The organism is Ochrobactrum sp. Q0168 (assembly GCF_016427605.1).
Classification (GTDB): domain Bacteria; phylum Pseudomonadota; class Alphaproteobacteria; order Rhizobiales; family Rhizobiaceae; genus Brucella.
The window spans coordinates 1-12,633 of the sequence record NZ_JAELXQ010000031.1; the positions used below are offsets into that span (position 1 = coordinate 1).

The window sequence follows — 12,633 nt, forward strand, 5'->3', positions numbered from 1 at the left end:
AAAATCAATACAAAAGCCCCGCATCAAAATGCGGGGCTTTTGGCGTTTAAGCGCCGCCAATAAAGTGGGCGTCGAAGGGACACGTATTCAAAAACTCGTGCCACCTAGCAGATTGTCGAAACCTCCATGGGCGCTACATCGGCGTTAGCTCAACAGAAGGCATTTTGTGACTTCTTGCTCGAGACCATCATGAAGACAGGCAGTCCCACATAAAGAAGCAATTGTTTTGCGTATATAGAATAACATTGCTTTCATTGTTCGATTTCAGTGATAGCCAGTTCACGAGAATGAAATAGACGACATTTACCTGCCCCGATAGAAAGCGGCATAGTGTTTGGCGCGCCGGAGGAGCGGCGCAATAGACGCCGGATTTGGGAAAATAGCAGGAATAACATGCCGATCTATGAGCTGGCTGCCGCTGGCGCAGCAACTTGCTGGGCACTGACGGGCCTCATCTCCGCCTGGCCAGCCGGTCATCTGGGCGCGCTTGCCTTCAATCGCGTGCGCCAAGTATTCGTGACGAGCCTGCTTGCCATCTATGTCATCGCGACTGGAAAATGGCAGCAGCTGAGCGGCGATGTTGTCTTGCCCCTGATGCTTTCCGGTTTTATCGGCATTTTTCTGGGCGATACTCTGCTCTTCATCACACTGAACAGGCTCGGACCGCGCCGCTCTGGAATTCTGTTCGCCATGAACGCACCAATGACCGCATTGCTGGGCTGGCTGGTGCTGGGTGAAACCCTGTCCCTGACCGCCGTGCTCGGCATTATTATCACGGTTTTGGGTGTTTCGCTGGCGATTTTCTTCGGCAAGCGCGCAACGCAGCTGCATCCATGGGAAACGATCAAGGGATCGCTATGGGTCGGTATAGGCCTCGGGCTTCTGTCGGCGCTCGGTCAGGCCATTGGCTCGATCATTGCGCGCCCGGTGATGGAAACGGGCATAGACCCGTTTGTCGGATCCATGTTGCGGGTGGGCACTGCCGCCATATGTCTGTCGATTTTGATGCAGTTGCCCTTCGCCGCCGTCAAGCCGCGCAATCCGCTGAACTGGCGGGTAGGAGCGATAACCGCGCTGACTGGTTTTCTGTCGCTCGGCATCGGCATGACCTTGCTGCTTTTTGCCTTGTCGGGCGGCAAGGCGGGCATCGTCTCGACCATATCGGCGACAACGCCGGTCATCATCTTGCCGCTGCTCTGGCTCAGGACGGGCGAGCGCCCAGCCGCGGGCGCGTGGCTTGGCGCGGTTTTTGCCGTCGTCGGCATGGCGCTCATCTTTATGCGTTGAGACGTTGTCCGCCTTTTAAGGCCGCTCCGCCTTGCTGCGCGCCATCCAGCGTTCACGGAAAGCGCGGCGACGCGAACGCCAACGTGGGCGCGGAAGCGGCTGGCCGGATGCTTTGCTGCGCATCGCTGGCGGTGGCGAGATCAGGCGGATAATGAACAGAATGCAGACACCGATGGTGAACAGCCAGAAGATTTCGTCAGTCAGATCGTTGATCATAGTCTCGTTCCAGCGGTTCGTCCGGCACTCAAGAACCCGAATATACGGCGTCGCGTTATAGCTTTTAAAAAGAAAGATAGAGCACCGACCCAACTGAATCGGATCGGTGCTCTTCAGTAAAATAGATAGCTTCTGGCGAAACTAAGTCCAAGTCACGTTCGTGTGCTTATTTGTAAAGCTGGCTATTGTGTCACGACCTTCGGCTTCAGGCGCAGGATAAGCGGCACAAGCACCAGTGCGACAACCGGGAAAACCAGCCAGTTGATGGTTTCCCAGCCGGAAGCGTGCAGCAAGGACCCCGCAAAGAACGACGCGCAGGCCACCGTGCCGAACATGATGAAATCATTGGCGCCCTGCGCCTTGCCGCGCTCGGCGGGCGTGTGGCAGTCGGTGATCATTGCGGTTGCGCCGATGAAGCCAAAATTCCAGCCGATGCCAAGCAGGATCAACGCCATCCAGAAATGGCCGACATCGAACCCGCCCAGTGCAACGGCTGCCGCCCCGGCAATCAGGACGAGGCCGAGCGCGGTGATCTTTTCCTTGCCGTAACGGGCGATCAGCTTGCCGGTGAAAAAGCTTGGTCCGAACATGGCGAGCACATGCCATTGAATGCCAAGCGCTGCATGATCCACCGAATGGCCATGACCGACCATGGCGATCGGTGCAGCCGTCATCACGAATGTCATCAGGGCGTAGGAGCAGACACCAGCCGCGACAGACAGGATGAAGCGCGGCATTTTCAGAATTTCGATCAGGGGTCTTCCGGTGTCATTGCTGGCATTGGCCGCTTTGACAGCCTTGGGTGCGCGCAGCAGGGACAAGACCGGCAAGGCGATGAGGCCGAGCACTGCCTGGCTGAGGAAACTACCGGCGAACATGGCGTCGGGTATCGTGTCGCGCGTCCAGATCACCAGCTGCGGCCCGACGATTGCGGCGATGAGCCCGCCGACCATCACATAGGAAATGGCCTTGGCCTTCATGTCGCCGCTGGCGGCGTCTGCGGCGGCGAAGCGATAGCTCTGCACATAGGCGGCATAGAGACCCGCCGTCAGCGTGCCAAGGCAGAAGATCAGGAATGAGGCGGAGAAGATGCCCGCGGCTGCGACAAGCCCCGCCGCCGCGCCGACAAGCGCGCCAATCATATAGGCATTGCGTCGTCCGAGCTGCCGCATCAAAAACGCGGCAGGTAATGTGCCGAGTGCCAGTCCCAGATTGAACAGGCTGACAGGCAGGGTGACGAGGGCTGGATCGGACGACAATTTCTGCCCGACAAGGCCGCCAAGCGAGATGACGATAGGCGGGCTCGACGCGCCGAGCGCCTGCGCCATCGTCAGGATAAGAATATTGCGGCGAACGGGCGAATTGTCGGTCATTTTTCCCTCATAAAAGACGCCGGAAAATAGCGTCATAATTGCCCGCAGAATAGAGGAAAAATATTCCAGTCCGATCATGATGACATCACGCTGCCGGATGCCCGGTGCCTACTGTCTGTGCACGACGGAAGTACCGCCATGGAAGTTTCCTTCTTTGGCCGTTATGGTACCGAAAACTTCTATGGAGGAAGCCGTTGGAGATTTTCATTTTCGGCAGTGTGAATGTGGATGTCAGTGCGCGAATGGCGGCGCTGCCGCGTCCCGGGCAGACGGTGAATGCATCGGGGTATGGCATCGGTCTCGGCGGTAAGGGCGCCAATCAGGCTGTGGCTGTCGCCAAGCTTGGCGGCGATGTGCGCTTCGTCGGCGCGGTCGGCAATGACGCCTTCGGTGACCTCGCCGTCAAGCAGATGCAGGAATTTGGCCTCAATACGGATGGCGTGCGTATCACGAATGGCGTCGATACGGGCATGGCGATCATTCAGGTCGATGAGGCGGGCCAGAACACGATTGCGGTTTGCGCGGGCGCCAATGCGCATTGGTCGGCAGCCGATATCGACGCCTATGCTGCCGATATTGCCAAAGCGAAGATCACCCTTTTACAGCGCGAAGTTCCGCATGAAGTCAATCTGGCGGTTGCGAAAGCCGTGCGGGCTTCAAGCGGGCAGGTGCTGTTCGACCCGGCTCCGGTTGGAGATGCCAGCCGCATGGCGGACCTGATCGCGCTTTGCGACATCATTTCACCGAACGAGACAGAAGCTGCTGAAATCACCGGCATCGAGCCGACCGATCTGGCCTCGGCGGAAGCGGCAGGCCGCAATCTTCTGGAACGCGGCCCCAAGACCGTTATTCTCAAGCTCGGCAGTCGTGGGGCGCTGCTGGTCACGGCGGATGAGGTTCGACATTTCGAGCCGTTCAAGGTCAAGGTCGTGGATACGGTCGCGGCTGGCGATAGTTTCAATGGCGGTTTCGCGGTCGCCTATGCGGCAGGAAAGTCGCTGCATGATTGTGTGCGGTTTGCGTCCGCCTCAGGCGCAATAGCAGTCACCCGGGCAGGTGCTGGTGCGGCAGCGCCGACCGCGCACGAAGTGGAAGCACTGATCGCCAGCGCCTGAGTTTCCGTCGTCCAACAGAAAGCCGCGCTGGTTGGACCAGCGCGGCTTTTTTCAATCAGAGCGTTGCCAGACGTTCCGTCAGAAGCGCGAAGAAACCATCCGCATCGACATCCTTGATGAAGAGCGCGTTCTTCGGGCGGTCGGTCACTTCCCACCAATCGACGACAGTTTCGCCAATCGTCAGTTCCGAATTGATCTCGATTTCAACATTGCAGTGGCGACCGGAATAAAGCTCCGGCTTCAACAGATAGGCGATCACGTTCGGATCATGCAGCGGGCCGCCATCGGTGCCGTATTTCGCTTCGTCATAGCGCTCGAAGAATTCGAGCCATGCCGCGACCACTTCGCCGACATGGGTGCCGAGACCGCGAATGGCGGCAATGCGCTTTTCGGTGGTCAGCACCTTGTGCGTGACATCGAGCGGCAGCATGGTGATCTGGATGCCGGATTTGAACACAACCGCTGCGGCATGCGGATCGACATAGATGTTGAATTCAGCTGAAGGCGTGATGTTGCCGCCCTCGAAATAGCCGCCGCCCATCAATACGATTTCCTTGACGCGCTCGGCGATCTTCGGTTCGCGGATCAGTGCGGAGGCGATGTTGGTCAGCGGTCCAAGCGGGCAAAGCGTGACGGTGCCCGGCTCCTCTTTCATCAGCGTTTCGATGATGAAATCAACGCCGTGCTGCGCCTGCAGCGGCATGGTCGGCTTGGGCAGGTCATAGCCGTCGAGGCCGGTCTTGCCATGCACGTTTTCAGCCGTCACGAGCGGGCGCACCAACGGGCGGATGGAACCCGCAAACACCTTGGTGTCCGGCTTTTTCGCCACTTCGCAGATGGTACGCGCATTGATTTCCGTGCGCGCCAGCGGGCCGTTGCCCGCAACGGCGGTAATGCCGAGAATGTCCAGTTCCGGGCTTGCCAAGGCCAGCAGAATGGCGACGGCATCGTCCTGACCGGGATCGGTATCGATAATGATTTTACGGGCCATGATAGGGTTCCTAATAGGGGATTTAAAGAGCGTTGCGCGCCGCATCGACTGTCTGGTCGACAAGCGCTTCGAAAGAGATTTTCGCCGGGCGGCGCATATAGGTGACGATGTCGTCGGCCAGCAGCGGCTTCGACCAGCGTTCGGCGATGATACCGGAGCCGTGCTGGATGGCGATCATGCTCAGGATCTGGGCGGCATTGCAGTCAACGTCGTGCCCGATGCCGCAGACGATTTCGAGCGTGCGGTCGAAATCGCCTTCACCAAACCACAAGGCGATGACCTGCGCCGCCGCATTCGGATAGACGTGGATCCAGTTATATTCGGCATATTCCGCATCGCATTTCGCCCATGCATCCTGCCAACTGGCTGCGGAATGGCAGGCATCGAGCGCGAAGGCCAGAACCGCAGCATATTCCGTGTCAGTTGAAAACAGCGCAATCGTTGAGACGAGCAGTTCGCGCGTGTCCTTTACCGCAAAAGCGCGCGCCGCCATGACGGCGTTGAACACCTCACCCAGAATGCCGTTACCGGCATGGGAAATCTCCGCATCCATCCAGGCAAGGCGGGCGGCTTCGCGGGCGCGACCGGGCACGACCATGCCGCAAATGGTGCCGCGCATCTGCGCGCCGATCCATTCATCGAACGGATTGTCGGATGTGCCGGTTTCCGGCGGCGTCAGGCCGCGGCGCATATTGGAAAGCGCGATGGCCTCTGCCGACCAGCCAAGCGGGATCAATGAAGTCCAGCGTTCGGCAATATCGCGGCTGGTGACGGCGGAACCCTTGTCGCCAAAGGCTTCCAGAAAGGCGATCTCAAAGGTGATATCGTCATTATAGGTGTTGGGCTCGCGCACATAATCGCGGATCGGGCCGAACACCGCCATGATGTTTTCAGCCGTATAGCCTTCAAGTGCGGTTCCAGCTGCCGCGCCCACCAGCTGCGCCATCCATGCGGCTGCGGTGCGGTCGCGAAAATCGTCGGAATGGACAGCGTAGGGCACATCATCCGGCCATTGCACCGCAGCGTCGAACTGCTCCCACGACGCATATCGCACCGTCTTCTGCGAGATATGGTTCGGGTCAGGCGTTGCTGCCCGCATCAGCACGCGCAGGCGCATATCGATGCGGTAAAGCGTTTCGAAGTCGCCGCGCTCAAGTGCTGCCAGCCCGTCGCTGAGAAGCTCCGCATAAGGCTCCAGCACATAGCCCTTGTTTTCGAGTGACTGCAGCGCGCCTGCCATTAGGCATTCAGGTGCTGCCGATCCGGGTACATTGCTTTTCCAGAACATGGCCATACGATCGTCCTGCGCCTTCATGACGGAGCTTGCATCCCATGTCTGTTCTTCCGCCGTGCGCACCACGGGTTTGGTGTCGCGCAGCAGATCGCGGGTCAGTTCCCAAGCCTTCATGTTCTTCTCATTTTCATGCATGTCAGGAGTTCTTTAATTGCCGTGCGCGCCGCTGCTTGCGGGCGGCATGGATCGTCAGCACGACGACCGGAACGAGATAGGGGATCATCTGCATCAGTTCGAACGGTAGTCCGAGACTTTGCAGCGTGATGGCGAGCGATTCCGCAGCAGCCAGCACAAGGCTTGCGGCAAGCGTGCCCCAGGCTGTTCCCTGTCCCATCACTTCGGCTGCAATCGCGATAAAGCCGCGACCGGCGGTCATGTTCTGGGCAAACCAGGTGACATAGCCAAGCGAGAGATAGGCACCCGCCGCACCGCCGAAGATGCCGGAAAGCACCAGCGCTTGCATCTGCACGCGCCCAACATGAATGCCCGCCGCCCGCGCCGATTTGGGATCGACCCCGGTGGCGCGCAGATGCAGGCCGAAGCGGGTGCGCATCATCAAAAGGCTGACCGCCGGGACGGCCAGAAGGGCTGCGAAGGTCAGCACATGGATATTGCCGATGAAAGGCACCGGCAGGCTAGGCAGCGTGCCGCTTTTCAACGCGCCGGACATGCCCTTGTCGCCGGTGGCGAGATAAAGGCCGAGCGTGGTTGCCGCCGCCGCCGCGATATTGAGCGCAATGCCGGTCATGATGAGGTCGGTGCCGAGACGGTTGACCGAAACCGACATGATCCAGCCGAGAAGCGCGCCAGCAATCAGCGCGGCCAGAAGGCCGATGGCGGGGCTTCCCGTTGCGGCACTGGACAGCACGGCGATGAGCGCCGCAACAAGCATCATGCCTTCCATGCCGATGTTGAGAACACCGGCGCGGTCGGAAATCATCACGCCAAGCGCTGCCAGCAGAAGCGGGGTTGCCACACGCAGGATCGTGCCGATGAAGGACGGATCGAGAATTTGGGCGAGAACTGTGCTCATGCGTGTTCTCCAATCTGTCGTTCTTGGGCCTGCCCGTCTTTGCGATTACGCAAATTGCGGATCAGGCGCAGCACGGTCGGGTGATTGTGGATGACGCTTGCGGTCGAGCCCACCATGATAGCCGCTGTCACGAGCCCCACCACTTCGGTCGGAATATTCATTGCGGGCGAGAAGATCGCCGCCGACCTGAACGAAACCGAGGAAGAGGGCCGCCGGAATCAGCAGGAAGGGATTTTCGCGCGCCAGAATGGCGACGACAAGACCGGTCCAGCCATAGCCCGGCAGATCAAGCCACGAAAAGCGCGCATGAAGCCCCAGCACTTCAAGCGCACCTGCCATGCCCGCCACTAGACCGCCGACGATCTGCGCCCGCATGATGATGCCTTTCAGCGGCAGGCCGAGATGGTTGGCAAAACCGGGGCTGGAGCCCGCAATACGGATATCGAGACCGGAGCGCGTCCAGTAGAGCCAGATACCACCAGCGATACAGGCGAGAATGGCGATGATCGAGCCGCTATTGAGGCGCGTGCCCGCCAGAAGCCGGTCAAGCTTCGCCTCGGGCGGAATTTTCAACGACATCATGCCGCCCGCCGCCGGATCGCGGATGACGTAATTGAGCACGAACAGGCCGAGAAACAGGAAGGCATAGTTCAGAACCAGCGATGTCACCATTTCCGATGCGCCGAAGCGCAGGCGCAGTGCCGCCGGAATGGTGCAGGCAAAGCTGCCCGCAACCGCGCCGCACAGAATGGCGACAGGCAGCGAGAACCAGCCGAGCGACGGGATCAGCACGGCGCCGGTAACCGCGCCGAGTGCGCCCAGAAAGAAACCGCTTTCCGCACCGAGATTGAACAGGCCGGAGCGGAACATGATGGTGATGGCAAGGCCGGTCAGCATGATCGGCGTTGCCGCTTCCACCATATTGCCCATATGGCGAATGCTGCCGAAGGGGCCGAGGAAGAACGTCTTCAGGATCGCCACCGGGTCGTCCTGCATCAGCGCCAGCGGCACCAGCAGCACAGCCATGATGACGGCGATGACCAGCACGGTCAGGAAGAAGGGAACGAGGGAAGCCAGAAATCTATGCATCAGCCAGCCACCTTGGTTCCGAGCATGTAGGGGCCGAGCGTCGCAGGCGTGATGTCGGGCCCGTTTTCCAGATGGGCGACGATGCGCCCGTTGAAGAGCACGACAACCCGGTCGCTGAGGCGCAGCAATTCGTCGAGATCGGCGCTGACCAGCAGCACCGCGCAGCCGCCTTGCGCCACTTCATCGATGCGGCGATGCAGGAAAGCCGCCGCCGAAACGTCGATGCCGCGCGTCGGCTGATCGGCGATGAGAAATTTCGGATTGGTTGCCAGTTCGCGCGCCGCAATCAGCTTTTGCGCATTGCCGCCGGAAAGCGAATCGAGCCGCTCTGTGATTGCGCCAGCGCGCACCGAATAGCGCTTGATCATGTCCTGCACGCGCGTCTTGATCGCGTTCCAGCGCAGGAAAGGACCTCTATCGGTATCGGGATTGCGGTCGGTTCCGGCGATTGCATTTTCCGCCAGAGACAGGCCCGGCGCGCCGCCTTGCGAAAAACGGTCGGCGGGAAGGTAGGCAAGGCCCTTTTTGCGCCAGCTTGCGGTATCGGCGCGCAGCATATCCGCGTCGTTCAGGCTGATAGTGCCGTTTGCAGCTTCCGCCAGACCGGACAGGACAGAGACGAGGCCGCGCTGGCCGCTGCCATCCACACCCGCAACGCCGACGATTTCGCCTGCGCCAATGGTGAGGCTGATATCGTTGATGCGGTCGGCTGGATCGGGCGCTTTGGTCGTCACGCCGCTCATGGCGAGGACCGTTCTGGTCGGGCCGGTCTTGTGGGCGCGTTTTGGGATGTCGACCGCATGGCCCATGACCATCTGCATGATGGCGTCGTCCGGCACGTCGGCAAGCTTTTCCGTACCGGTAACGGCACCGGCGCGCAGCACGGTGACGCTTTCAGCCAGCTCGCGCACTTCGTTCAGCTTGTGTGAAATGAAAAGAATGGTGATGCCGTCGTCGCGCAGGCTTTTCAGCCGTCGCATCAGTTCCTCGATCTCCGGCGGAGAGAGAACGGCGGTCGGCTCGTCGAGGATCAGCAATCGGGTGCGGCGCGCCAGCGCCTTCAGGATTTCGACCTTCTGTTGTGCAGCCACGGACAGCGCGCCCGTGATCGCATCCGGGTCGGCATGCAGATCATATTGCTGCATCAGGTCATCGACCATTTTGCGTGCGGCAACGCGGTCGATCAGTCCGGCCTTCACCGGCTCATGACCGAGAATAATGTTTTCCGTCACGGTCAGTGTCGGCACCAGCGAGAAATGCTGATGCACCATGCCGATGCCTTGTGCCGCGGCGTCTTCCGGCGACCAGGACGCGATATGCTGGCCATCGATGACGATTTCTCCCGCCGTGGCATTCTCGATGCCGAACAGGATTTTCATGAGCGTCGATTTGCCCGCGCCGTTTTCGCCGCAAATGGCATGGATCGATCCGGCGCGGATCGAAAACGACACGTCGCGGAGCGCGACCGTGCCGTTCGGATAGACCTTGCTCACATCGCGGAAGGCGACGATTGCATCGCCGCCTTCATGTTTTTCAGCTGAGTTTGACACGATCAAGGGCGAACCTTGTTGCGCATCGCATTGAGATCTTCGGTGCTGAGGCCAAAACCGGTCGGAACCGTGATCTTGCCTTCGGAAATCTCGTCGGAAGCCTTCTTGATGGCATCCTTGGTTTCCTGGCTGGCCATGGTGGCCATGTTGCCGTCCGTCACGATGCCGACCGCACCTTCCTTCAGGCCGAGCGCTTCCGCCTTGCCGAAGGGCAGGTCGCCCGCCTTGAAGCGGTCATAGGCCTGCAAAAGGCTGACATCGACATTCTTGAGAACGGAGCTGACAACCTGCTTGGCGATGGCCGGGTCGCTGTCCTTGAAGATCGCTTCCTGATCGGAATCGACGCCGAGAACATATTTGCCGGTTTCCTTGGCAGCCGAAAGCTGGCCGAGGCCGGTCTGCGACGCGACCACAAAGCCGAGCGCCACGTTGGAGCGATATTGTGCGAGGCCAAGTTCCTTGCCCTTGGCGGCATCCATGAAGGAACCGGCATAGGAAATGGCGATCTTCACATCCGGCGTGATCGCCTGCGCACCGGCGATGTAGCCTGCGAGGAAGTCGTTGATGACCGGAATATCCATGCCGCCGAGGAAGCCCAGATTCTTGCCCGTATCGCCGAGCTTGCCGTCCTTCAGCAGCGAAGCCGCCAGCATACCGCCGAGATAGGAGCCTTCATTCTGCTTGTACTGGATGGAATAAACATTGTCGTAGCCGCCTTCCTCATAAGGAACGCTGGCATCGTAAAGCACGTATTTCTTGTCCGGATATTGCTTGGCGACAGAACCGACGGTTTCCGACATCTGGTAGGTGCCGCCGATGATCAGGTCCCAGTCCTGTTCGGACGCATCGAGGAAGACCGGCTCCCACTTGGTCGGATCGTCGCCGATTTCGAGAATCTTGGTCTCGACCTCGTCGCCATATTTGTCCTTGATCATCTTCATGCCCTTGGCGGCGGAATCGAAGAACGATTTGTCGCCGAGCGCGCCATTGATGATGAGCAGGATTTTGTCCTTGGCTTCCGCCGCCGTGGCGAAAGTGCCCAATGCCGTGGTGGCGGCAAGAGCAAAGGCAAGATGAATTATTCCCCGTCTGGTGGATTTGAGCACAACGCAACTCCAGTTTCTATGTTTGGTGAGATGGTTTTTCCTTGCTCCGGCAAAATGCCGCCCGCAGAACCCCCATGCATTGTGCGATCAAACGATGACGGCTTGCGGGAGTCAATCACCTTCGAATTCCGTCACTGTGGACAATAGGTTATTGAAACAAAATGCATGGCTTCTGGAAAGCAATCCGGTCCTGTAAGTTGTCGCTGGTATTTCAGTGACGGAGTGGTCGTGAAGAAAATCGTTGGACTGGCAATTCTTGCACTGCTCGCGGCTGTCCCCGCTTATGCCGAGGACGATTGGAAAGCGGTCGAAGAGGTCAAACCTTACGCCATTACCGGGCAGACAGGCATTGACCTTTATCGGTCCATAGGCCAGCGCGGGCCGAAGATCGGCATTGGACGGGTGATCGCCCATACGAGCTACGTGCTGACCTGGGATCGCACATTCGATCACAGCAACAATGCCTGCACGATCCTGTCTGCCAAACCGAAGCTGAAGATCACCTATACGTTGCCGAAGCCGTCGGAAAAGCTGCCGTCACCGGTGCGCGAAAACTGGGACGTTTTCATCGAGGGCATCCGCAAGCACGAGCTGGTGCATGGCGACAGCGCCAAGGACATGACGCGCGAAATCGTGCGCCGCACGGTCGGACTTTCCGTGCCCAATGACCCGAAATGTCAGAAAATACGCAAGGTGCTGATCAAGGAAATCACCGATCTGGTTGCCGTGCAGCGCGCGCAGGGCCGTGATTTCGACCGTGTCGAGATGGGCAATGGCGGCAATGTGCAGCAGCTTGTGCTCGCGCTGGTCAATGGCGGGTAATCAGAGTTCCATGACGTCACGCCGGTCCTCGGCGATCAGCTTGCGGATCTGCTGCACGATCTGGTCGCCATGGGCTTTGCCGAGCCTGTCGGCCGTTTCGACATCCTGCTCCTCAATGGCGCGGATCATGTCTTCATGCTCCGTCACATATTGTTCCGGCAGCTGGTCCGAAAAAGACGAATAATAAAGGCGCAGCAGGCGGCGGCCTTCATCGAGAAGGCGCGCGAAAAAACTCGTATAGAACGGGTTTCGTCCGGCTTCGGCAATCGCCGCGTGAAAATCGCGGTTGGTCGAGATCATGTCCAGAGCATTCTGGGCGCGCACGGCCCTGGCAAAATCTTCCTGATGGGCGCGAATGATCTTGAGGTCGGCTTTGGTGCGGTGGCGCGCGGCAAGCCGTGTCGTGACGCGATACATCAGGGTGATAGCGTCGAAGAAGGCGGGCAGGCTTAGAAAGTCGATATTCGAAACCACCGTCGAGCGGTTGGGCAGCGTCGTCACAAAGCCGTCGCTGGCAAGTCTCACCAGCGCTTCTCGGATCGGCGTGCGCGACATGGCAAAGCGTTCCGCCAGCTGGTTCTCATCGATGGGGCTGCCGGGGGCGAGCGAAAGATCGATGATTTCATCGCGCAGCACATCATAGACCATCTTCACCCCGGAACCCTTCTTGCGGTCGGCTGACTGGGCCGCGGATTGGCCCGCAGACTGGTTCGCCGATTGGCTGGAGGGTGCTTTGCTCATGGCGTGTCCTTTGTTG

Annotated in this window: 11 protein-coding genes and 1 pseudogene; 3 read left to right on the forward strand and 9 right to left on the reverse strand. The window is 59.4% G+C overall.

Features of this window, described 5'->3' with window-relative positions; genetic code table 11:
* The first annotated feature begins 393 nt into the window (after nucleotides 1–393).
* A complete protein-coding gene (locus tag JAU75_RS23550; RefSeq protein ID WP_199058907.1) occupies nucleotides 394–1,287 on the forward strand; it encodes a DMT family transporter in 894 nt (297 codons plus the stop codon).
* A 15-nt stretch (nucleotides 1,288–1,302) separates the two neighbouring features.
* Here JAU75_RS23550 and JAU75_RS23555 read toward each other — a convergent pair whose 3' ends face one another.
* A complete protein-coding gene (locus JAU75_RS23555; RefSeq protein ID WP_199058908.1) occupies nucleotides 1,303–1,503 on the reverse strand; it encodes a hypothetical protein in 201 nt (66 codons plus the stop codon).
* Nucleotides 1,504–1,685: 182 nt separating this feature from the next.
* Entirely contained in the window at nucleotides 1,686–2,876 is a 1,191-nt protein-coding gene (locus tag JAU75_RS23560; protein WP_199058909.1) for an MFS transporter, read from the reverse strand.
* A 242-nt stretch (nucleotides 2,877–3,118) separates the two neighbouring features.
* Between JAU75_RS23560 and rbsK the strand changes: the two genes are divergently transcribed.
* Nucleotides 3,119–3,991 (forward strand): ribokinase, encoded by an 873-nt coding sequence (gene rbsK / locus JAU75_RS23565; RefSeq protein WP_247880606.1) that lies wholly within the window; start codon nucleotides 3,119–3,121, stop codon nucleotides 3,989–3,991.
* A 55-nt stretch (nucleotides 3,992–4,046) separates the two neighbouring features.
* Here the strand turns inward: rbsK and JAU75_RS23570 are convergent, their stop codons facing one another.
* From JAU75_RS23570 to JAU75_RS23595, 6 genes and pseudogenes are all read right to left on the reverse strand, one after another.
* Entirely contained in the window at nucleotides 4,047–4,982 is a 936-nt protein-coding gene (locus JAU75_RS23570; RefSeq protein WP_078339011.1) for a nucleoside hydrolase, read from the reverse strand.
* Between the two features lie 22 nt (nucleotides 4,983–5,004).
* A complete protein-coding gene (locus tag JAU75_RS23575) occupies nucleotides 5,005–6,411 on the reverse strand; it encodes an ADP-ribosylglycohydrolase family protein (protein ID WP_199058911.1) in 1,407 nt (468 codons plus the stop codon).
* Nucleotide 6,412: 1 nt separating this feature from the next.
* Nucleotides 6,413–7,309 carry an ABC transporter permease gene (locus JAU75_RS23580; protein ID WP_199058912.1) on the reverse strand — a complete coding sequence of 299 codons (897 nt, stop codon included), beginning with the start codon at nucleotides 7,307–7,309 and terminating at the stop codon, nucleotides 6,413–6,415.
* Nucleotides 7,306–8,398: pseudogene (locus JAU75_RS23585) on the reverse strand (ABC transporter permease). Before JAU75_RS23585 ends, JAU75_RS23580 begins: the two are co-directional and overlap by 4 nt.
* Complete coding sequence (locus JAU75_RS23590) at nucleotides 8,398–9,948, reverse strand: ABC transporter ATP-binding protein (protein WP_199058913.1); 1,551 nt, start codon at nucleotides 9,946–9,948, stop codon at nucleotides 8,398–8,400. Before JAU75_RS23590 ends, JAU75_RS23585 begins: the two are co-directional and overlap by 1 nt.
* 2 nt (nucleotides 9,949–9,950) lie before the next feature.
* Nucleotides 9,951–11,054 carry a BMP family ABC transporter substrate-binding protein gene (locus tag JAU75_RS23595; protein ID WP_199058914.1) on the reverse strand — a complete coding sequence of 368 codons (1,104 nt, stop codon included), beginning with the start codon at nucleotides 11,052–11,054 and terminating at the stop codon, nucleotides 9,951–9,953.
* Nucleotides 11,055–11,300: 246 nt separating this feature from the next.
* Between JAU75_RS23595 and JAU75_RS23600 the strand changes: the two genes are divergently transcribed.
* Nucleotides 11,301–11,876: a DUF922 domain-containing Zn-dependent protease gene (locus JAU75_RS23600; RefSeq protein ID WP_247880607.1), complete on the forward strand. Its 576-nt coding sequence runs from the start codon at nucleotides 11,301–11,303 to the stop codon at nucleotides 11,874–11,876.
* Here JAU75_RS23600 and JAU75_RS23605 read toward each other — a convergent pair whose 3' ends face one another.
* Nucleotides 11,877–12,524, reverse strand: a complete 648-nt coding sequence (locus tag JAU75_RS23605) for a GntR family transcriptional regulator (protein ID WP_247880608.1) — start codon at nucleotides 12,522–12,524, stop codon at nucleotides 11,877–11,879.
* Between the last annotated feature and the right edge of the window lie 109 nt (nucleotides 12,525–12,633).

What these genes read in the sequence shown, in the direction of transcription:
- JAU75_RS23580 (WP_199058912.1), bottom strand. Translation starts at nt 7,309, where the DNA reads ATGAGCACAGTTCTCGCCCAAATTCTCGATCCGTCCTTCATCGGCACG.
- JAU75_RS23570 (WP_078339011.1), bottom strand. Translation starts at nt 4,982, where the DNA reads ATGGCCCGTAAAATCATTATCGATACCGATCCCGGTCAGGACGATGCC.
- JAU75_RS23575 (WP_199058911.1), bottom strand. Translation starts at nt 6,411, where the DNA reads ATGCATGAAAATGAGAAGAACATGAAGGCTTGGGAACTGACCCGCGAT.
- JAU75_RS23560 (WP_199058909.1), bottom strand. Translation starts at nt 2,876, where the DNA reads ATGACCGACAATTCGCCCGTTCGCCGCAATATTCTTATCCTGACGATG.
- JAU75_RS23605 (WP_247880608.1), bottom strand. Translation starts at nt 12,524, where the DNA reads ATGGTCTATGATGTGCTGCGCGATGAAATCATCGATCTTTCGCTCGCC.
- rbsK (WP_247880606.1), top strand. Translation starts at nt 3,119, where the DNA reads ATGGCGGCGCTGCCGCGTCCCGGGCAGACGGTGAATGCATCGGGGTAT.
- JAU75_RS23555 (WP_199058908.1), bottom strand. Translation starts at nt 1,503, where the DNA reads ATGATCAACGATCTGACTGACGAAATCTTCTGGCTGTTCACCATCGGT.
- JAU75_RS23550 (WP_199058907.1), top strand. Translation starts at nt 394, where the DNA reads ATGCCGATCTATGAGCTGGCTGCCGCTGGCGCAGCAACTTGCTGGGCA.